The organism is Tenacibaculum singaporense, assembly GCF_003867015.1.
Lineage (GTDB): Bacteria > Bacteroidota > Bacteroidia > Flavobacteriales > Flavobacteriaceae > Polaribacter > Polaribacter singaporensis.
The window spans coordinates 757,856-777,956 of sequence record NZ_CP032548.1 but is presented as its reverse complement, the minus strand read 5'-3'; the positions used below and the strand labels follow the sequence as shown (position 1 = coordinate 777,956).

Genomic DNA, 20,101 nt, shown 5'->3' with positions numbered 1-20,101 from the left:
AATTTACAAATAACAGAAACAAATAGAAACAGGAAAAACACCTGATAAACAACAACTTAACCTCCTTTTCAACATTTGAAACTTATTTTTTCTAAATAAAAAAGCCAAGAGATTTAAATCTCTTGGCTTTTAATAATTGTAATAATTATTGAGAACGTCTTAAAAAAGACTATTGGTTTCTAGTTTAACATAGAAGCTCTAGCTCCTCCTGAAGCAAATAAAGCTCTCATTCTGTTACGCTGACCATCTGTAAACATGTACATACAAGCATCGTTTGTATAATCCATGTAGTTCATTGTCATATCAGCAGATTTACAGCTAACATCTGGATAAGTTGGACATCCATAGTTTGAAGCATCAGAAGATGGAGTATCAGCTACGAAATCGTCTTGACGACATCTTCCGTCTCCCCAAATGTGACGTAAGTTTAAGTAGTGACCTACTTCGTGAGTTGCAGTTCTACCCATGTTATAAGGAGCAGAAGAACCACCTGGTAAAGTTCCAGTTAATAATACTACACCATCAGTAGATGAGTTACCTCCTGGGAATTGAGCATATCCTAAGATACCTCCTCCTATTTCACACACCCAAATATTTAAGTGAGTTGAAGGAGTAATTGGAGGGTAAGCAGCTTTTACAGCATCGTTAGTTCCCCAAGAAGACTTAGGATCATTATGTCTAAAAGTACCTGCTAATGTAAATTGAATTCCTGTGTCAGTTGCATCATTGATAAAATCAGTAGCTCCTGAAGGAAGTTGATTTGTATTTGGATTTTTAAAATCGTCATTTAACACATTCATTTGTGCTTGAATTTGACTATCTGAAACACTATTTGCATTTGGTAAAACAACGTGTACGTATACAGGAATATTAATAGTTCCTAAACCGTCTTCAATAGGTAATACATCTACATCACCACCTCCAGATCCACCTCCTGGCTTACCTTTTGCTGTTGTAAGTTTTCTTGTAGCATACTCAATATCATACATTTTTTTGTATAATCCTGGGTTTTCTTTTACTTGTCTGTTTAAAACTCTCATTGAGTGACATTGTTCAGATCCTCCTTTGTGAGAAACCTCTTCAGTTTCTACGTAGAAGTCGCTCATGTCAATTGATTGTTGAGGGTCTAAAGCTTCGTCTTTAGAGTTTTCCTGACATCCTACTAAAACTGAGGCTGCTACAGCTAGTGTTAAAAAAATTCTTTTCATGTTGTGAATAATTAAAAAATTAGTTATTGATAAAACTGCCCATAAGGCAATAAACTTGTTAAAAAACTCAAAAGAGAAGGTTTCAACAATTAAATTGTTAAATACCTATCACTTTTACAATTATTTGAAGGGTTTTTTAACGATGTGCAATATATAATTTTTTTTCAATGCTAAAAAAAAGTTAAAAAAAAGTTAATTTCTTAGATTTTATCACTTGGGACCCTCCATTTCTTAACAATATATAAATGTTAAAATTTAACAAAAACAATAAAAAAACGTCAATTTTAAACAAATTAAATCATCAATAAGATAAATTCCAGGCTTTTAATATATGTTTTCAATAACACAAATACACTAATTTAAAATCACCTAAAAAGCATATCTTTACCTTCTATTTAAAAAAATTAATTATGGAAAATTCATTTAACTCAAAAGTGCTTGTTGCACAAGTCTCAGAAGCCGATAGAATTGCTTTTTACAAAAAAACCTATGCACACGTTGCTGGTGGGGTATTATTATTTGTTTTGTTTGAATATTTATTTTTACAAAGTGCTACTATTGTTGAATTTGCTTTATCTATGACACAGGGCTATAAGTGGTTATTATTATTAGGTGGTTTTATGTTAATTACTAATTACGCTGAAAGTACTGCTTTAAAAACCTCTGATAAGAACTTACAATACTTAGCATATTCAGGATATATTTTTGCTGAAGCATTTATTTTTATCCCTCTAATTTATATTGCGATAGCGTACACTAACAACTTTGATGTTATAAAACAAGCAGGAATTGTTACACTATCATTATTTGTTGGAATTTCATCAATCGTTTTTATTACCAAAAAAGATTTTTCTTTTATAAGAGCTGGATTATCTGTTGGATTTTTTATTGCTATCGGATTAATTATCGCTGGTGCTTTATTTGGGTTTAATTTAGGGTTATGGTTTTCAGTTGGAATGTGTGTATTAGCTGCTGGTTCTATTTTATATCAGACATCTAACTTAGTTCATAAATTCTCTACAGATGATTATATTCCAGCAGCATTAGGTTTATTTGCTTCTTTAATGTTGTTGTTCTGGTATGTATTACAGATATTTATGTCAAGAGATTAGTAAAACAAAACTATTATAAACTAAAAAGCCTCCAAAATTGGAGGCTTTTTATTCTTATCTAAAGTAAGTTCTTTTTAACTTAACATCATTTGTGCTTTCTTAACAGCATTTACCAATATATCAACTTCTTCTTTGGTATTATAAAAAGAAAAAGAAGCTCGTACTGTTCCTGGAATACAATAAAAATCCATAATAGGTTGTGCACAATGGTGACCTGTACGAACCGCTACTCCTAGTTTATCTAAAATAGCTCCAACATCATACGGGTGAATTCCTTCTAAATTAAAAGAGATAACAGATGTTTTGTTAGTTGTTCCATAGATTTTTAATCCATCTATTTTTTCTAACTCTTGTGTTGCGTACGATAACAATTCGTTTTCTTGCTTCTCTATGTTAGAAAAACCAACTGAATTCATATAATCTACAGCAACTCCAAAAGCTATTCCTCCACAAATATTAGGTGTCCCAGCTTCAAACTTATGAGGCAATCCTGCATACGTAGTTTTTTCAAAAGTTACAGTTTCAATCATTTCTCCACCTCCTTGGTATGGTGGCAATAATTGCAACAGTTCTTCTTTACCATATAACATTCCAACACCTGTTGGCCCGCACATTTTATGAGCTGAAGCCACATAAAAATCGGCATCTAATGCTTGTACATCTGGTTTTATATGTGGAACTGCTTGTGCACCATCAATCAACACATAAGCACCAAACTTGTGTGCAGCATGAATAATTTCTTTTATTGGATTAATTGTTCCTAGTGCATTCGATACATGATTACAAAAAACTAATTTTGTTTTTGGATTCAATAATTCATGGTATAAGTCCATGCGTAAAGAACCATCTTCATCCATCGGAATTACTTTTAAAATAGCTCCTGTTTTTTCACATAACATTTGCCAAGGCACGATGTTAGAATGATGCTCTAAAGCTGAAACAATTATTTCATCCCCTTCTTGTAAAATTGATGCGAAACCAGATGCTACAATATTAACCCCATGTGTTGTTCCTGAAGTTAAAATAATTTCATACGAATGCTTCGCATTGAAATGTTTTTGAATCTTAATTCTGGCTTCCTCATACTTATCAGTTGCTTCCTGACTTAATGTATGTACACCTCTATGAATATTTGCATTGTAATTAGAGTAATAATCTACAATAGTGTCAATTACTACCTTTGGTGTTTGCGAGGTTGCTCCGTTATCTAAATACACTAATTTTTTCCCATGCACTTCTCTATTTAAAATAGGAAAATCAGCTCGAATTTTATCTATACTAAACATGTAAAATATCAAATTTAGCACAAAGGTAGGGCTTGCGTTTCAAATACAAACATCAAACAATTAAATTCTTACATTTGCTAGAAACCCGTCACATGAAAAATTTAAAAAGAATCCTTTTACTCGTTTTAATTGCTTTAGCAATTGCTGTTTTTTACAACTACCCGAAGTTAAATATTTTGGCAGGATATTCTGCTAAAAACACTGCTTCATCAGTATTTCTGGCAGGAAGAAGTTTAGCTTTTACCGATGCTAATGACAATAATTTTTCTCCTATAAATATTACTTCTGATAAAATTAATACAGAAGAAAAATCAGCTACTGGTTCTGTGTATGGATTGCTAAAAAGAAAGGCTGTATACAGAGAAGGGCTTGGTGCTGTTTTGGTTACTAATGATTTTGATATTACCAAACCTCAACTTACTCCAAAACGTTCTGAACCTGATAATATCACTCCTTTTCCTTACGGAAACGCAGATCATAAAGACACTATTTTCGCTAACATTGATTATACAAAACTAAACGAAACTATTGATACTATTTTTAATGATAGAAATCAAACACGCTCGGTAGTAGTGGTATATAAAGACAAAATTATTTTTGAAAAATATGATACTGGTTTTACCAAAGAATCAAAACAGTTAGGTTGGTCTATGACCAAAAGTATTACAGGAACATTGTTCGGGATTTTAAAATGTCAAGGGAAAGTTGATGTTCAAGAAGACAACTTATTTTCTGAATGGGAAAATGACGATCGAAAAAACATTACGATTCATAATTTGCTACAAATGAATTCTGGTTTGGAATGGAATGAAGATTATAATAGTATTTCAGACGCTACTAAAATGTTATTTTTAGAAAAAGACATGACCAAAGTTCAAGTAAACAAGCCTCTCGTAGGTAAACCAAACGAAACTTGGAATTACTCTTCTGGAACTTCTAATTTATTATCGGGTATTTTACGAACAAAATTCGACACACACCAAGAGTATCTTGATTTTTGGTATAGTGGTTTAATTGATAAAATAGGAATGAACTCAATGATTGTTGAAACTGATATGAGCAATCACTTTGTAGGATCTTCATACGCTTGGGCAACAGCAAGAGATTGGGCTAAACTAGGCTTATTATATCTACATAATGGCGAATGGAATGGAGAGCATTTGTTTGATAAAGACTGGGTAAGTTATGCTACAACCCCTACTCCTACTTCAGATGGTTGGTATGGTGCGCAAATTTGGTTAAATGCTGGTGGTAGATATCCTGATGCTCCAAAAAATATGTTTTCTTTTAATGGATATAAAGGTCAAAATGTATTTATTTTGCCTAGTCAAGATTTGGTTGTAGTTCGTACAGGACTTACCAAAAACGCAGACGTAAATACCTTGTTAAAAGGAATTGTAAATTCTATTAAACTCTAAACCATGAATCCATTTTATTACGTGCTTTCTATAAACGGATTGCTTTTTTTATTCAGTATTATTTTTCATTTTTTCCCTCCTAAAAAAATCAATGCTATTTATGGGTATCGTACTAATAAAACTATGAAAAATGATACTATTTGGCAATTTGCCAATACTTTTTTCACCAAAGAGTTTATGAAGTATTCAGCAATTTCGTTAGTTGCTGCTTTAGTTTTAGCCTATATATCAAAAGAATTAACATGGCAACCTATGGCAATTATGTTATTGTCACTAGCCGTATCTGTTGTTAAAACTGAACAAGAAATAAATAAGAATTTTGATCAGGACGGAAATAAGAAGTAAAAAACTTATCAAGACGTATTAACCAAAAGACCTTGATGTTTTTATAAAAACATCAAGGTCTTTTTTTAAACTCATATGTGTCTTTTATACAGATTTCCTCTACAAATTACTTTTTATACTCTTCTTTGAATAAACATATTAACTTTCTCTTTATAAATTAAACACAACATGTAAACCAAAGAGCTATCAAAAACATAGTATATTTACTACCGGATAAAAGTATTTGTTAACCTATATATAACAACAAAATGAAGGGCCTGTAAAATTAATTCACATAATTAAACCAATTAATTACAATGGCTTTACTCAACAACAATGATAGCTCTACAACAATTTGTGAGCTAATTAACAAACAAATGATAGCTCATCCAAAACGAAGAGCTATTATAGACGGAACTACTTATATAAATTATGCTACTTTAATTAAGCGTAGTAATGAGGTAGCAGGAGAACTTAATAACAAAGGAATAAAACCTGGAGCTTTAGTTGGCGTATGTATGAACCGTTCGTGGGAATTGGTGGCTACTTTAATAGGCATCATGCAAGCAGGATGTGCGTACATACCTTTAGATCCTGCATACCCGAAAGATCGCATACACTACATGCTAGAGCACTCTCGCACCTCTGTTGTTTTTGTTGACTCTGATATTACAGCAAACTTATGTAACAGTGTTAATGAATTAATTCAGATAAATACAGTAGGTAATTACACAGACGTAACGATTAATACTTATCCAGAAGACTTGGCGTATGTAATTTACACGTCAGGATCTACTGGTCGTCCTAAAGGTGTAGCTGTTAAACACAAAAGCATTGTTTCTTTAGTAGAATCTATGAATGAATTATTTACAGAAGAGGATTTAAAAGGTATGGTTGCTGCCGCTTCTGTTTGTTTTGACACCTCCGTAATGGAAATTATAGGAACACTATCGTTGGGAGGAACCATCATTTTAGCAAAAAATGCCTTAGAACTCACCACACTTCCTGCAGTCGACCTTGTAACAATGTTTGTTATGGTTCCTTCTGCAGTACAAGCTATTATCTCTTCACAAAAATTACCTAAAAACTTACAATGCTTGGTATTTGGTGGTGAAGCTCTTAAACGCTCTTTGGTAGAACAAGTATACAAGCAAAAACCTAACCTAAAAGTATTCAATGCCTATGGGCCTACTGAAGACACTGTATATTCAACAATTGCTAAAATAAATAAAGGTGATCAATTAATTACAATTGGATCCTCCGTTCCTAACTCTTGTGCCTATATTTTAGACGAAAAACTAGTACCTGTAACTAATGGAGAAATTGGTGAGTTATACCTTTCTGGAACTAAACTAGCTCATGGCTATTTATTTGATGAAGAACTAACCAAAGAGCGGTTTATCAATGTAAATATTGGCAACCAAAATACAAGTATTCGTTTGTATAAAACGGGGGATTTGTGTCGTTGGACCCCTAATAATGAAATTGAATTTATTGGACGTTCTGATCAACAAGTTAAAATTAGAGGACATCGAATTGAACTTGAAGAAATTGAAGCTGTTATTGAAACTATGGAAGACATTGATACAGCTGCCGCCATAGTTACTGATGGAGGTATTGGTCAAAAAATACTTGTCACCTACGTAATCGGCAATAAAAACAAACAAATAAACTTTTCTGATGTTAAATCTTTTGTTGCAAAACACTTACCAAAATACATGATTCCACAAGTTGTTAAGCAAGTAGAAAAGCTACCACTACTTCCTAACGACAAGCTAGACAGAAAAAAACTAGCCAACCTTTCTATCAAGCTATCTTCTGAACTGGTAACCGAAGTTTCTCAACACTATCAAACCCCTCCAAAACAGCACACTTCTTCAAATGATTACAAAGAACACCTATTGAGAACCATTCAAAATGAAGTAGCTAAACTTCTTACCATGAACAACTCAGCAAATGTATTGCCTGATGATTCATTTGACAACCTCGGAATCGATTCGTTAACCACGCTAGAACTCAGTAGTAGGCTGAGCAACGTATTACAATTAGATATTAGTGCGTATGATATCTTTGAAAACCCTACGCCCAATGCCTTAATCAATCATATAATTGGCTCAAAAGAAAATACCAAAGAAAACAAGAATTTTAAATTAAAAACAGATACGCTTACAAGTTTTCAAACTCATATTCAGTCCAGTCACCCCACTTTCCAAGCAGCAAAAGTAACGGCTTGGTCAGTAAACGATAAAAGCAAACTAGTACAAGAAGTATTGCAAATGGTAAACGACACCCGTAGAAATCCATACAGTAAAGTGTTACTTACTGGAAGTGCTACCACAGGATTAGTAGGAGATGCATATAATGATGAAACACAAGAAGCAATTATTTGGACAACTAATCTATACCTAGGATTAAATCGTGATCCAGAAGTGATTAAAGAAGCTTCTATTTCTTTAGAAAAGTTTGGAACTGGTATGGGAACTTCAGCTGCTGCTTCGGGTATGACAAGTCAACATCTTGAATTTGAAGAAGAATTTGCGGACTTGGTAGGAAAACCTAGTGCATGTTTATTCCCTACAGGTTACACTGCCAATGTAGGTGCTGTTGCTGGACTTTTAGGGAGAAACGATATGGTTCTTATAGATCAACTCTGTCATGCTTCCATTGTAGACGGTGCTAGACTTTGTGGAGCCAAAGTTCGAACTTTTAAACACAATGATGCTGAAGATTTAGAAAGTATTTTACAGGCTGAAGTATCTCCGTATCGTTCTATTTTAGTGGTTTTAGAAGGAGTGTATAGCATGGGTGAAGGAGCTGCTCCCGTAGCAAAAATTATTAAAACAGCTAAAAAATATAATGCCCTCACTTTAGTAGATGAAGCTCACTCTTTTGGTTTTTACGGCAAAGGAGGTGCAGGGATATGTGCAGCACAGGGAGTAACCGAAGAAGCAGATTTTATAATGACAACGCTAAGCAAAGCCTTAGGAAGTCTTGGAGGTGTTGTAGCTGCTAGTAAAGAACATATTGATTTGTTAAAATCATCTTCCAGAGCCTATATTTTTCAAGCTTCTATTAGTCCCGCTGATATGGCAGCAGCGTTAACTGCATTAAGAAGACTTAGAAAAGATGATGCCTTACGTCAAAGATTATGGGATACGACTTACTACATGCGTCAAAAATTTGAAGATGCTGGTTATGATTTAGGTACTGGTGATGGTCCAATCGTTACGCCTCATTTTGAAAATAAAGACAAACTTTATGCTATTGTACAAGAACTTTACAAATTAGGAATTCAAACATCTGCTGTTACCTACCCTATTGTTGAAAGTGGAAGAGGGCGTCTTCGATTAATTTGTTCAGCTGCTCATACACGTGAAGACGTGGATAAGACATTAGCTGCTCTAATTAAAGCGGAACGTGAAGTTGACATTTTACTTGAAAAACAACAAAAGGACAAAAAAAATACAGCTGTTCCTTTTTTTGAATTAGAAAATTGGGCTAAAGATTTTTCACACTACTTAAAAACAGTAATCAATGAAAACACACCTAACTTAGCTATAGAGTTAAAAAACAATGAAAATCCTGACACTATTTCTATCTTACTAAAAGATAACAAGATTACTCTTAATCATAACATTACTTATGAACTACCTACTTGTTCTTTACTAATAAGTGAAAAAGATGCTTTAGATGCTTTAGAATCTTTTAATATTCAAGACTTATTACATACTATTTCTAATGGTTCTTGTACTTTAAAAGGTCAAATAGAGCCTTTTGTTTGGTTAATTGGGCGTATTTCAGAATATGATAAAGCTACTGTTTTACAAGTAAATTAAAAGGCTATTCATATTTTAAGACAAACTTATCTAAACGTTTTAACCAAAAGACCTTGATGTTTTAGCAAAAACATCAAGGTCTTTTTTTCAACTTATACGTGTCTTTTTTATTGACCGTCTTAATTGATTATTTTTTATACTCTTCTTTAAGCAGTGTAATATCATCAATAATTTTCTGCATATTTTCTTTTTTAGTTCCATCATACGAACCTCTTATGCGTCCTTCTTTATCAATTAACACAAAATTCTCTGTGTGAACCCAATCGCTTTCTCCGCCATCTCCTTCATCCAATACAGCAAAATAGTGTTTACGCGCTAAGTTGTAAATATGTTTCTTTTCTCCTGTTGTTACATTCCATTTTCCATCTATCACACCTTTTTCATCAGCATACTTTCGTAATTGTGGTACGCTATCCATTACTGGAGTTACGGAGTGTGATAAAAACATGATGTCGTCATCATTTTTATAATGCTCTTGCAACTCACTCATATTATACGCCATCGCAATACAAATAGTTTGACAACGTGTAAAAAAGAAATCAGCTATATAAATCTTTCCTTTATAATCAGCATTCGTAATGGTATCTCCATTTTGATTGATTAGGCTAAACTCACCTACTCTATGGTTTTTTGTTCTATTTCTTACAGAAGCATCCACCAATTTAGGATTGATATCAGCAGGGTTATAAATAGGTAATTTGTTATCAACTTTTACTAAATGATAAAAAACAGGAACTCCAACGGCGCAAAAAACTAAAATAAAAATTAAGGTGCTTTTTGACTTTTTAAAGAATTTAATATCCACAGTACTAAAATTTTCTGCAAAAATACGACTAAAAACAGGGTTTATAAACCCCTACCCTAAAAACTTTGTTAAAACAAATGCCCAACTGTTACACAAACTTTTAGAACTGTACTGAAAAACGTACATTTGTCAGATTTTAAATTTAGACGAACACCATATATGGAAATTTTAATAAAAGCATCACAATTCATTTTAAGCTTGTCGCTCTTAATCGTTTTACACGAATTAGGACACTTTATTCCAGCGAAATTATTCAAAACCCGTGTAGAAAAATTCTACCTGTTTTTCGATTATAAATTCTCTTTATTTAAAAAGAAAGTTGGTGAAACTGTTTACGGTATTGGTTGGATTCCGTTAGGTGGTTATGTTAAAATTGCAGGAATGATTGATGAAAGCATGGACACTGAACAGATGCAAAAGCCTGCGCAACCATGGGAGTTTCGTTCTAAACCAGCATGGCAACGTTTAATTATCATGTTAGGTGGTGTTATCGTAAACTTTATACTAGGTATTTTAATTTATATCTGTTTAATGTGGGCTTATGGTGAGAAATACTTACCGAATGAAAGCTTAAAAGATGGAGTTTGGGTTCAAGATCAACTAGGAAAATATTTAGGTTTAGAAACAGGAGATAAAATTTTAACAATTGACGGACAAAAAATAGAAAAGTTTAGAGAACTTCCGTTAGAATTTATTAACGGTACTTCTTATACTATTGAAAGAAACGGAACTGTTCTTGAAAAAGAAATCCCTACCGACTTTATCTCGAAGTTAGTAGACAGAGGTAAAGATGCTGGCGCTTTTATAACTCCAAGATATCCATTCGTTATTGCTGGAGTACAAAAAGACTCATTAAATGCTGATAGTAATATTTTACCAAAGGATATTATAACTGCTGTAAATGGACAAAACATAACTTATTTTGATCAAGCAAAACCTATTTTACATAGCTTAAAAGGACAAGAAGTTACATTATCTGTAAGAAGAGGTAAAGAGAACTTAAGTGTTCCTGCAAAGGTTTCTAATTATGGAAATTTAGGAGTTGCTCTTGGTGCTGTTTCTTTGGTAGATTTAGAAAAACTAGGTTACTATAACTTGGCTGAAAGAACCTATTCTTTTGGAGAAGCTATACCTGCTGGTACTCAAAAAGCATGGACAACCTTAACCAACTACATTAAGCAAATGAAAAAGATTTTAAATCCTAGTACAGGTGCTTATAAAGGTTTAGGTGGGTTTATTTCAATCGGAAGTATATTTCCTTCAGAATTTAGCTGGGAAACATTCTGGAACATTACAGCGTTCTTATCTATTATGTTAGGGTTTATGAATTTACTACCAATTCCTGCCTTAGACGGTGGTCACGTAGTATTTACCTTATGGGAAATGATTACAGGTAAAAAACCTGGTGATAAGTTCTTAGAATATGCTCAAATTACAGGATTTATCTTATTAATAGCATTATTACTATTCGCCAACGGAAACGATATATTTAGGTTATTCAAATAACCTATAAACAATACAAAATAAAAAAGCATCGTATTCAGTACGATGCTTTTTTTATGCTGTGTTTTAACTTAGTTTCTTTACTTATTTAAGTTTTCTGCCGCACGACGTTCTAACTCTGCTTGAAACTCTTCCATAACAGGCTTTACGGTACTTTCTGGTATATCTGCTACCTTTATATACATTAACCCATCAATAGCGTTATTAAACTTCGGATCTACATTAAATGCAACTAAACGAGCATTCTGTTTTACGTACTTTTTAATCAATACTGGAATACGTAACTCTCCTGGTTCTAATTCATCAATAATTTTATCAAATTTTTGCATATCAGCCTCAGTAGCATCAAATACAAAATCTTTATCAGCATCTTTTAATTTCACCTTGAATTCTTTCTTAGGGTGAATATATTGCGCTACATACGGATCGTAATAATGAGATTTCATAAACTCAATCATTAACGATTTTGAAAATTCAGAAAACTGATTACTTATACTTACTCCTCCCATTAAATATTTATGTTCAGGATAACGTAATGTAACATGCACGATACCTTTCCACAATAAAAATAGTGGCATTGGTTTTTGTTGATATTCCTTGATAATAAAAGCACGTCCCATTTCAATGGTTTTTTCCATCATAGGGTACAATTCTGGTTCTATTCTAAATAATGTTTGAATATAAAAACCATTTATTCCGTGTTTCTTAAAAATATCTTTTCCTAATCCCATTCTATAGGCTCCTACCAATCTGTTTTGTTGGTCATCCCATAAAAATAAGTGGTGGTAATATTTATCAAACCTATCTAGGTCAATAGGTTTATTTGTACCTTCTCCTACTTCTCTAAAGGTAATTTCGCGTAAACGACCTATTTCATGTAAAATATTTGGTATTTCTTTTGCACTAGCAAAAAACACCTCATAGTTCTTACTTTGTAATAATCTACTTCCTTTTTCTCGTAAAGCGTCAACTTCTTTTACAAATAAATCTGGTGATTTTTGAGAAGTGATTTTTTTGGCTTTCTTCGGAATTTTTAAATTGTGTGTTGACAATATTTTTGGAGATGCTTTCTCATACGGATTCGCCAACATGTAAGTTTTTCTACGTAAAAACTGGTAAAAATCAGGTATTTCAGTAAATGAATCTTGATCTTTAACTGATATAGGCTTACCAATTCTTACTTTAATAACTCTGTTTTTCTGAGATAATAATTCTGACGGAAGCTTTGCTGTTCTTAGTGTATCACTAATCTTAGACAATGTGTAAAACAGCTGACTATTTTTAGCGTGAAAATAAATAGGAATTACAGGTACTTTTGCTTTTTTTATCAAGCGTACAGCTCCTTGCTCCCATTCTTTATCAACCATTAATTTTCCATCACGATACGTAGATACTTCTCCTGCTGGAAAAAGTCCTAATGGCTTTCCTTCTCTTAAATGTAATAAGGCATTTTTAATTCCTGCTACACTCGATTTAGCATCCTTATGATTTTCAAAAGGATTTACTGGCATTACATAAGGCTTTAAAGGCTCTATTCTATGCAGTAAAAAATTTGCTATAATCTTGTAATCAGTTCTATGCTCTAATAAGAGTTTTAATAATAAAATACCATCTATCCCTCCAAGCGGATGGTTAGAAATTGTTATAAAAGGTCCTTCTTTAGGAATACGTTTTAAATCTTCTTCAGGAATTTCAAACTCGATCTGAAACTCATCTAACAAACCATTTAAAAAAGGTAAATCTTTTTTATGCTTGTGCTTGTTATAAATTTCATTAGCGGTAGAAATTCGCAAAACTTTCATCAGCAACCAACCTGAAAACGTTCCGAAAACGCCGAATTTGTCGGCTCCTATTGCTTTTGCAACTTCTTTAGGTGTTACTAATCCCATACATAGTTATCAATTGACATAACTGCAAATATAATCGATTTTTTGCAAGCTTTACATGTTTTCTTGAATCACTAACTGTGCTGTTTCAGTATTTATTTGACGAATGATTGATTTTCCTCGCTTTCTTATCGTTTTTATCGCTTCATCATTAAAATGACGAATTGTGTATAAAGTAGTATCCTTATAAGCTCTAATTTTATATGCTCCTTTTAAATCGTTATAAAAGTTTTCAAAATTATTGTACTTATCTTCTATACAAACAGAAAAACTAATTGCTGAGTTTTGAATTAGGTTTACTTTTAAGTTATAATCATGAAGCTTTTTAAAGACATCGCTAATATTATCTTCTACCATAAAAGAAAAGTCTTTTGCTGAAATTGCTACTAAAATTTGATTTTTCTTTACAATAAAGCATGGAACCTCAGGTGTTATTTTTTTTCCTCTTCCAACACATGTTCCTAATTTTGTAACATCTTCAAACGAACGCACATATAACGGAATGTTTTTTTGTTCTAAAGGTTGAATTGTTTTTGGGTGAATTACCGAGGCTCCGTAAAATGCCATTTCAATAGCTTCGGTATACGAGATTTCTTGTAACAAAGCTGTTTCAGAAAATACTCTAGGATCAGCATTTAATACTCCTTGAACATCTTTCCAAATAGTAACACTATCAGCATCCAAACAATACGCAAAAATACCTGCGGTATAATCGGAACCTTCTCTTCCTAACGTTGTTGTTTCTGTACCAAATCCTCCTAAAAATCCTTGTGTAATATTTAGTGTAGACACATCAACTTTTTCTTTGATTTGTTGCTCAGTTTGCTCCCAATCAATTTTAGCATCACGGTAAGTTCCATCAGTTTTTATGTACTCTCTTACATCTAACCATTGGTTCTCTACTCCTATTTCAGACAAATAAGCACTTACAATAGTAGTAGATAAAAACTCTCCAAAACCAACCATTTGATCGTATACATAGTTATAATCTTTAGAAGTATTTCGAGCCATAAACCCACTTAATTCACCAAATAAATGATTTACTTTATTATATACTTCATGGTTTGTGCTGAACAAATCGTTCAACATATTTTGATGAAAGTTTTCTACAAACTTCAAAGAGTCTTTAAGACTTTCTTTTTTATAGAAATAATCATTAACCACTTGCTCAAAAGCGTTTGTCATTTTTCCCATGGCAGAAATTACAACCAACGTATTTTCTGTACCTTCATGCTGCAATACTTTTGCAACATTTTTTACTCCACTAGCATCTTTTACTGATGCTCCTCCAAACTTAAATATTCTCATTACAAAATTGTTCTAAGCTTTGTTCATTCATATGGCACACTCTCCACTCATCATATACCGTTGCGCCTGTACTTTTGTAAAAATCAACAGCTCCCGTATTCCAATCTAATACTTCCCACGCCACTCTTTTGCAATTGTTTTTATGTGCATAATTCATAACAGCACTATACAATGCTTTTCCGGCTCCAATACCTCTTTTAGATTGAGTTACCATTAGATCTTCTAAGTGAATTGCTTTTCCTTTCCATGTAGAATAGCGTTCATAAAACAACGCCATACCTATAATCTTATTATCTTCTTCTGCAACAAAGGTTTTAAACTTCGGTTTTTCAGAAAATCCATCTTTAATAATATCTTCTACCGTAATTTTAACCGCGTTGGGTTCCTTCTCAAAAACAGCTAATTCGACGATTAAATCTAATATAGCTTGAGCATCTTTTTGCTCTCCTGATCTGATAATAAAACTCATTTCTTACTTTTTTTGGTAAAGATACTTCTCTTAAAACTTTCTGATAAAACAAATGAAAAATTAAAACACATCATATTTTTTTGTTGAAAATTTTAAAATACTAAATAAAAGTTGGCATCTTTGTACGCACAACACAAAAATTTGACATGAGTAACAAGCATATGACGCTGGGTGAGTTTATCATCAGCAAACAAAAAGACTTTAAATATTCTTCTGGTGAATTATCTCGTTTAATAAATTCTATCCGTTTAGCTGCTAAAGTAGTAAACCACGAAATTAGAAAAGCGGGATTGGTTGATATTACTGGAGCTGCGGGTGATATTAATGTACAAGGTGAAGCACAACAAAAACTAGATGTTTTAGCCAACGATTTATTTAAACAAACATTGATTAATCGTGAAATTGTTTGTGGTATTGCTAGTGAAGAAGAAGACGATTTTGTAGTTGTTGAAGGTCAAAACAAAGCCAACGAAAACAAGTATGTGTTGTTAATGGATCCTTTAGATGGATCATCTAACATTGATGTAAATGTTTCTGTAGGAACTATTTTTTCTATTTACAGAAGAATTTCTCCTGTTGGAACTCCTGTAACTAAAGAAGATTTCTTACAAAAAGGTAGCGAACAAGTGGCTGCAGGTTATGTTGCTTACGGTACCTCAACTATGTTAGTGTTTACTACTGGTAATGGAGTAAACGGATTTACGTTAAATCCTGCTATTGGTACTTTTTACTTATCGCACCCTAACATGAGTTATCCTGAAATTGGTAGAATTTACTCAGTAAGTGAAGGGTATTTCACACATTTCCAAGAAGGAATGAAACGTTTCTTAATTCACTGTAAAGAATTAAACGAAGCAGATAACCGTCCGTATACAGCGCGTTATATTGGATCGTTAGTTTCAGACTTTCATAGAAACATGATAAAAGGTGGTGTATATATTTATCCTGCTACTGCCATAACACCTAAAGGAAAATTACGTTTATTATATGAATGTAATCCTATGGCGTTTATTTGTGAGCAAGCAGGAGGTAAAGCTTCTGATGGGTTTACTCGTATTTTAGATATTAAACCTACCGAGTTACACCAACGTGTTCCTTTTTATTGCGGTAGTATACAAATGGTTGAAAAAGCAGAAGAATTTATGACTGAATTTTCATCTGATGATAAACCAACCTATTAAAGAATAGTTATTATTTATACTCAAATAAATTATCCATAAGGCAAACAGTTGTTTGCCTTATTTTTTTGGGTTAAATTTACATTCGGAAAAATGAAAAAATTAATCTATTAAAAAACAAATAATTATGGCTTTTAACTTACCAGAATTAGGATACGCTTACGACGCTTTAGAACCACATATAGATGCTAGAACTATGGAAATTCACCATAGCAAGCACCACAACGGATATACTACTAAATTAAATGCTGCTATTGAGGGTACTGATTTAGAAGGAAAATCTATCGAAGATATTTTAACTAACTTAGATATGAACAACGCTGCTGTACGTAATAACGGTGGTGGTTTTTATAATCACTCTTTATTCTGGACAGTAATGAACCCAGAAGATAGAGGATATTTATCTGGAGAATTAAAAGATGCTATCGAAGCTGAGTTTGGTTCAAAAGAAGCGTTTATCGATGCTTTTTCTAAGGCAGCTGCTACACAGTTTGGTTCAGGATGGGCTTGGTTATGTGTACACAAAGGAGGTAAAGTAGAAGTTTGCTCTACTCCTAACCAAGACAACCCATTAATGCCTGGTGTTACTTGTGGTGGAACTCCTATCTTAGGATTAGACGTTTGGGAACACGCTTATTACTTAAACTACCAAAACCGTCGTCCTGATTACATTGAAGCTTTCTTTAAAGTAATCAACTGGAACGAAGTAGAAAGAAGATATGCTGCAGCTAAATAATTTTAGCTTTAGTAATAAATAAAAAAGACCTGCATTTTGCAGGTCTTTTTTATTATGACACTTTTTGATATCGAAAACTTTTTGTTCTTTCTTCAAAACTAGTTTGTTCTATTGGTAGAACAGCATTTTCAAACAACTCTAATAAATCTTCTGAGTGTTTTGCTGTTGATAATTTTATCAAATCAAAATACACAAAAGAGCTCCAAAGTATTGCTTTCAATTCTGTCTTATCTTCATTCCACATGCGTATTTCAACTAACAAATTTCTTTCTCCATAATGAATTAACTGAGAATCTATCGTTACTGTTTCCATTAAGGTTGCTGGTTTTAAATAAGCTATTTGATGTGAACCTACCACCCAGCTCTTTCCTCGCTCTTTTCCGTGTTGGTAGATATCCAAATTATAATTAGCTATTAATTGATCTTCTCTAGCATTGATAAGATAATTGAAATAGGATGCATTATTTAAATGATTAAAAGGGTCACAATCTTGAAATCTGATTTTTGTTTTACTTTCTAAAATTTTTGGTATTTCCATGGTATTAAGTTTAAAATATACCAAACGGTATATTTTTGATTAAAAAAAAAGTTATTTCTGTAATTCTTGTTTTATAATTTGTTGTAGTACTGTAGATACATCTTTTAAGTAACTGTCATCTTTCATTATATGTGTCATATATACCGCTCCTTCAATCATGTAAAAAAAGCGTTTAGCATATAACATACTATCTATTGAATTTTTAATCTCATTGGCTTCTTTTGCTTTTTCAATGAGTATAGAAAACTGTTCTAAAATTCTGTGATTGTACGATTGAACCAGTTGAGCAATTACCTTATTTTGATTATTAGCATCTACACCGATGTTTAAAATAGGGCAACCGCCAAATTGCTTATTATATTCATAATAACCTTCATAAAAAAGTGCCACATTAAGTAACATTTCTATAGGTGTCTCACCCTTATTAACAGTTTCATTAAGGTCTTTTAGTACTTTTCTTACTGAAAACTTAAACGATGCTATGGCTAACTCTTCTTTATTTTCAAAATGCCCGTAAATGGCTCCTTTAGTCAAACCTGTAGCCTCAGTAATTTTAGATAAGCTCATGGCTGCATAGCCATTCTTATTAAAAATAGGCGATACGGTTTCTATTATAAAAGCCTTTGTTCTTTCTGATTTAGACATTTTTCAAAAAAGTTTGAGATACAAATATACACAAAATATACTGAACGGTATATTTTATACTCTGTAACATAAAAAACCGAAGGTTTGATGCTTCGATTTTTTACATTTTTATTCTTGATTGTCTTATTTATTTAGAAAGCGCTTGTTCTAAATCTGCTAATAAATCCTCTATATCCTCTACTCCAACACTTAAACGGATTAAAGAGTCGGTAATTCCTATTTTTAAACGATCAGCTTCAGGAATTGATGCATGCGTCATCGTTACTGGGTGACTTACCAAGCTCTCTACTCCTCCTAGTGATTCTGCCAAGGTGAAAATTTTAGTATTTTCTAAGAAAGATAAGGCTGCTTGTTTACTCTGATCTTTTAAACGGAAAGAAACCATGCCTCCAAAATCATCCATTTGCTTTTTGGCGATTCCGTGATTTGGATGTTTTTCTAACCCTGGATAAAAGACTTCACTTACTTTTGGATGTTCTAATAAATATTGTGCTACTGCTTTTCCATTTTCACAGTGACGCTGCATACGTAAGTGTAAGGTTTTTACTCCACGTAGTGCTAAAAACGAATCCATAGGTCCTGCAATAGCTCCTGCTGCAAACTGAATAAAATGTAATTGTTCTGCAAGTTTAGCATCCTTTACCATTAAAGCTCCCATCACCAAATCAGAATGCCCTCCTAAATATTTTGTTGCCGAATGCATCACTATATCAACTCCCAAATCTAACGGACGCTGTAAATAAGGGGTTGCAAACGTGTTATCAACCGCAACTACAATAGATGTTTTTATATTTTTTACTGCTTTGGTAATTTCCTCAATATCCGCAATTTTCATTAGCGGATTGGTCGGTGTTTCTATCCAAATGAGTTTTGTTTTTTCAGAAATAGCATTGGTTACATTCGTAACCTCATTCATATCCACATACCGAAATTTCAATCCATATTTTTCAAACATGTTGGTAAACATTCGATATGTTCCTCCGTAAATATCATCTCCTGCAATTACCTCATCACCTGAATTTAACGTTCTCAACACACAATCTATCGCCGATAAACCAGAGGAAAAAGCAAATCCGTGTGTTCCGTTTTCAAGAGTAGCAAACGCACTTTCTAAAGCAGTACGCGTTGGATTAGCTGAACGTGAATACGCATATCCTTTGTTAACACCTGGACTCGACTGTGCGTAGGTTGATGTTTGAAATATAGGAGGCATTACTGCACCTGTAGCTTCTTCAGGTTTTTGACCTCCATGTATGGTTTTCGTATTGAATTTCATCTGTTAACATTTATAGTTGCCTTACTTTAAATCAACATTATATTATTAGAGAACTAAACTAACTTACTCAAGTTCATGATAATTCCTAGGTGCATTCCCTCATGTAAATTATTAAAAGCTACAGCACTTTCAAAAGAATCTATCACAAAACCTGTACTGGTTTCGTATTCTTCATACGTTTTAAAAATTCCTGCTTCAAAATCTTCTTGTAAGGTATCTGGTAATCCAATTAACAGTTCTTTTACTTCTTCAAATTCTTCTTCAGTAAAATCTTTGGTAGGAAATGTTCCTTTTCTGTATCCTTCAATTAACTCATCAGGTGCTAAGCAATCCAATCCAGACATTTTATAATGCAATAGTTGCTGTGTAACCACTAAGTGTGCTACATTCCAAGCAATGTTGTTATTAAATCCTTCTGGAATTATATGTAATTGTTCATGCGATAAACCTTCTATTCTTTTTAAAACTAACGCTCTCGATTTTTTTAAAACTTCAAATTGTTTGTTCATTTTTCTAGTTATTTTAGCTATTTCAAAGATACCTATTTAGCCATGAAAACCTACAATGAGTGTT

General features: G+C 32.8%; 17 protein-coding genes. 7 read left to right on the top strand and 10 right to left on the bottom strand.

Translation table 11 applies throughout. The annotated features are described in order from the left end of the window. Nucleotides 1–179: 179 nt before the first annotated feature. Nucleotides 180–1,208: a zinc metalloprotease gene (locus D6T69_RS03545; RefSeq protein ID WP_125066485.1), complete on the bottom strand. Its 1,029-nt coding sequence runs from the start codon at nucleotides 1,206–1,208 to the stop codon at nucleotides 180–182. 410 nt (nucleotides 1,209–1,618) lie between these two features. On the opposite strand from D6T69_RS03545, the gene D6T69_RS03540 reads away from it, so the two are divergent. After that, on the top strand, nucleotides 1,619–2,320 hold the full coding sequence (locus D6T69_RS03540; RefSeq protein WP_206197832.1) for a Bax inhibitor-1/YccA family protein: 702 nt from the start codon (nucleotides 1,619–1,621) through the stop codon (nucleotides 2,318–2,320). Nucleotides 2,321–2,394: 74 nt separating this feature from the next. On the opposite strand, the gene D6T69_RS03535 is transcribed toward D6T69_RS03540, so the two are convergent. Continuing rightward, nucleotides 2,395–3,606, bottom strand: coding sequence for an aminotransferase class V-fold PLP-dependent enzyme (locus tag D6T69_RS03535; protein WP_125066483.1), 1,212 nt, complete (start codon nucleotides 3,604–3,606; stop codon nucleotides 2,395–2,397). 92 nt (nucleotides 3,607–3,698) lie between these two features. On the opposite strand from D6T69_RS03535, the gene D6T69_RS03530 reads away from it, so the two are divergent. The 3 genes from D6T69_RS03530 to D6T69_RS03520 all read left to right on the top strand — a co-directional run bounded on the left by D6T69_RS03530 (nucleotide 3,699) and on the right by D6T69_RS03520 (nucleotide 9,184). Next, nucleotides 3,699–5,024, top strand: coding sequence for a serine hydrolase domain-containing protein (locus D6T69_RS03530; RefSeq protein ID WP_125066482.1), 1,326 nt, complete (start codon nucleotides 3,699–3,701; stop codon nucleotides 5,022–5,024). A 3-nt stretch (nucleotides 5,025–5,027) separates the two neighbouring features. Continuing rightward, a complete protein-coding gene (locus D6T69_RS03525) occupies nucleotides 5,028–5,369 on the top strand; it encodes an SdpI family protein (protein ID WP_125066481.1) in 342 nt (113 codons plus the stop codon). A 296-nt stretch (nucleotides 5,370–5,665) separates the two neighbouring features. Continuing rightward, entirely contained in the window at nucleotides 5,666–9,184 is a 3,519-nt protein-coding gene (locus tag D6T69_RS03520; protein WP_125066480.1) for an amino acid adenylation domain-containing protein, read from the top strand. Between the two features lie 127 nt (nucleotides 9,185–9,311). On the opposite strand, the gene D6T69_RS03515 is transcribed toward D6T69_RS03520, so the two are convergent. Continuing rightward, entirely contained in the window at nucleotides 9,312–9,989 is a 678-nt protein-coding gene (locus D6T69_RS03515) for an SCO family protein (protein ID WP_125066479.1), read from the bottom strand. Nucleotides 9,990–10,148: 159 nt separating this feature from the next. Between D6T69_RS03515 and rseP the strand changes: the two genes are divergently transcribed. Then, nucleotides 10,149–11,495, top strand: coding sequence for an RIP metalloprotease RseP (gene rseP / locus D6T69_RS03510; RefSeq protein ID WP_125066478.1), 1,347 nt, complete (start codon nucleotides 10,149–10,151; stop codon nucleotides 11,493–11,495). 77 nt (nucleotides 11,496–11,572) lie between these two features. Here rseP and D6T69_RS03505 read toward each other — a convergent pair whose 3' ends face one another. The 3 genes from D6T69_RS03505 to D6T69_RS03495 are packed head-to-tail and all read right to left on the bottom strand — an operon-like array spanning nucleotide 11,573 to nucleotide 15,155. Then, nucleotides 11,573–13,381 (bottom strand): GNAT family N-acyltransferase, encoded by a 1,809-nt coding sequence (locus D6T69_RS03505; RefSeq protein ID WP_125066477.1) that lies wholly within the window; start codon nucleotides 13,379–13,381, stop codon nucleotides 11,573–11,575. Nucleotides 13,382–13,432: 51 nt separating this feature from the next. Beyond that, nucleotides 13,433–14,686 (bottom strand): aspartate kinase, encoded by a 1,254-nt coding sequence (locus D6T69_RS03500; protein WP_125066476.1) that lies wholly within the window; start codon nucleotides 14,684–14,686, stop codon nucleotides 13,433–13,435. Next, entirely contained in the window at nucleotides 14,673–15,155 is a 483-nt protein-coding gene (locus D6T69_RS03495; protein ID WP_125066475.1) for a GNAT family N-acetyltransferase, read from the bottom strand. Before D6T69_RS03495 ends, D6T69_RS03500 begins: the two co-directional genes overlap by 14 nt. A 146-nt stretch (nucleotides 15,156–15,301) precedes the next feature. On the opposite strand from D6T69_RS03495, the gene fbp reads away from it, so the two are divergent. Beyond that, nucleotides 15,302–16,336 (top strand): class 1 fructose-bisphosphatase, encoded by a 1,035-nt coding sequence (gene fbp, locus D6T69_RS03490; RefSeq protein WP_125066474.1) that lies wholly within the window; start codon nucleotides 15,302–15,304, stop codon nucleotides 16,334–16,336. Between the two features lie 124 nt (nucleotides 16,337–16,460). Continuing rightward, nucleotides 16,461–17,069: a superoxide dismutase gene (locus D6T69_RS03485; protein ID WP_125066473.1), complete on the top strand. Its 609-nt coding sequence runs from the start codon at nucleotides 16,461–16,463 to the stop codon at nucleotides 17,067–17,069. A 52-nt stretch (nucleotides 17,070–17,121) separates the two neighbouring features. Here D6T69_RS03485 and D6T69_RS03480 read toward each other — a convergent pair whose 3' ends face one another. The 4 genes from D6T69_RS03480 to D6T69_RS03465 all read right to left on the bottom strand — a co-directional run bounded on the left by D6T69_RS03480 (nucleotide 17,122) and on the right by D6T69_RS03465 (nucleotide 20,037). Next, nucleotides 17,122–17,607 carry an acyl-CoA thioesterase gene (locus D6T69_RS03480; RefSeq protein WP_125066472.1) on the bottom strand — a complete coding sequence of 162 codons (486 nt, stop codon included), beginning with the start codon at nucleotides 17,605–17,607 and terminating at the stop codon, nucleotides 17,122–17,124. 51 nt (nucleotides 17,608–17,658) lie between these two features. Further along, nucleotides 17,659–18,252, bottom strand: coding sequence for a TetR/AcrR family transcriptional regulator (locus tag D6T69_RS03475; protein ID WP_125066471.1), 594 nt, complete (start codon nucleotides 18,250–18,252; stop codon nucleotides 17,659–17,661). Nucleotides 18,253–18,379: 127 nt separating this feature from the next. Next, nucleotides 18,380–19,528 (bottom strand): cystathionine gamma-synthase, encoded by a 1,149-nt coding sequence (locus D6T69_RS03470; RefSeq protein ID WP_125066470.1) that lies wholly within the window; start codon nucleotides 19,526–19,528, stop codon nucleotides 18,380–18,382. 53 nt (nucleotides 19,529–19,581) lie between these two features. Then, on the bottom strand, nucleotides 19,582–20,037 hold the full coding sequence (locus D6T69_RS03465; RefSeq protein ID WP_125066469.1) for a DinB family protein: 456 nt from the start codon (nucleotides 20,035–20,037) through the stop codon (nucleotides 19,582–19,584). Nucleotides 20,038–20,101 lie beyond the last annotated feature (64 nt).

What these genes read in the sequence shown, in the direction of transcription:
- D6T69_RS03545 (WP_125066485.1), bottom strand. Translation starts at nt 1,208, where the DNA reads ATGAAAAGAATTTTTTTAACACTAGCTGTAGCAGCCTCAGTTTTAGTA.
- D6T69_RS03540 (WP_206197832.1), top strand. Translation starts at nt 1,619, where the DNA reads ATGGAAAATTCATTTAACTCAAAAGTGCTTGTTGCACAAGTCTCAGAA.
- D6T69_RS03535 (WP_125066483.1), bottom strand. Translation starts at nt 3,606, where the DNA reads ATGTTTAGTATAGATAAAATTCGAGCTGATTTTCCTATTTTAAATAGA.
- D6T69_RS03530 (WP_125066482.1), top strand. Translation starts at nt 3,699, where the DNA reads ATGAAAAATTTAAAAAGAATCCTTTTACTCGTTTTAATTGCTTTAGCA.
- D6T69_RS03525 (WP_125066481.1), top strand. Translation starts at nt 5,028, where the DNA reads ATGAATCCATTTTATTACGTGCTTTCTATAAACGGATTGCTTTTTTTA.
- D6T69_RS03520 (WP_125066480.1), top strand. Translation starts at nt 5,666, where the DNA reads ATGGCTTTACTCAACAACAATGATAGCTCTACAACAATTTGTGAGCTA.
- rseP (WP_125066478.1), top strand. Translation starts at nt 10,149, where the DNA reads ATGGAAATTTTAATAAAAGCATCACAATTCATTTTAAGCTTGTCGCTC.
- D6T69_RS03505 (WP_125066477.1), bottom strand. Translation starts at nt 13,381, where the DNA reads ATGGGATTAGTAACACCTAAAGAAGTTGCAAAAGCAATAGGAGCCGAC.
- D6T69_RS03500 (WP_125066476.1), bottom strand. Translation starts at nt 14,686, where the DNA reads ATGAGAATATTTAAGTTTGGAGGAGCATCAGTAAAAGATGCTAGTGGA.
- D6T69_RS03495 (WP_125066475.1), bottom strand. Translation starts at nt 15,155, where the DNA reads ATGAGTTTTATTATCAGATCAGGAGAGCAAAAAGATGCTCAAGCTATA.
- fbp (WP_125066474.1), top strand. Translation starts at nt 15,302, where the DNA reads ATGAGTAACAAGCATATGACGCTGGGTGAGTTTATCATCAGCAAACAA.
- D6T69_RS03485 (WP_125066473.1), top strand. Translation starts at nt 16,461, where the DNA reads ATGGCTTTTAACTTACCAGAATTAGGATACGCTTACGACGCTTTAGAA.
- D6T69_RS03480 (WP_125066472.1), bottom strand. Translation starts at nt 17,607, where the DNA reads ATGGAAATACCAAAAATTTTAGAAAGTAAAACAAAAATCAGATTTCAA.
- D6T69_RS03475 (WP_125066471.1), bottom strand. Translation starts at nt 18,252, where the DNA reads ATGTCTAAATCAGAAAGAACAAAGGCTTTTATAATAGAAACCGTATCG.
- D6T69_RS03470 (WP_125066470.1), bottom strand. Translation starts at nt 19,528, where the DNA reads ATGAAATTCAATACGAAAACCATACATGGAGGTCAAAAACCTGAAGAA.
- D6T69_RS03465 (WP_125066469.1), bottom strand. Translation starts at nt 20,037, where the DNA reads ATGAACAAACAATTTGAAGTTTTAAAAAAATCGAGAGCGTTAGTTTTA.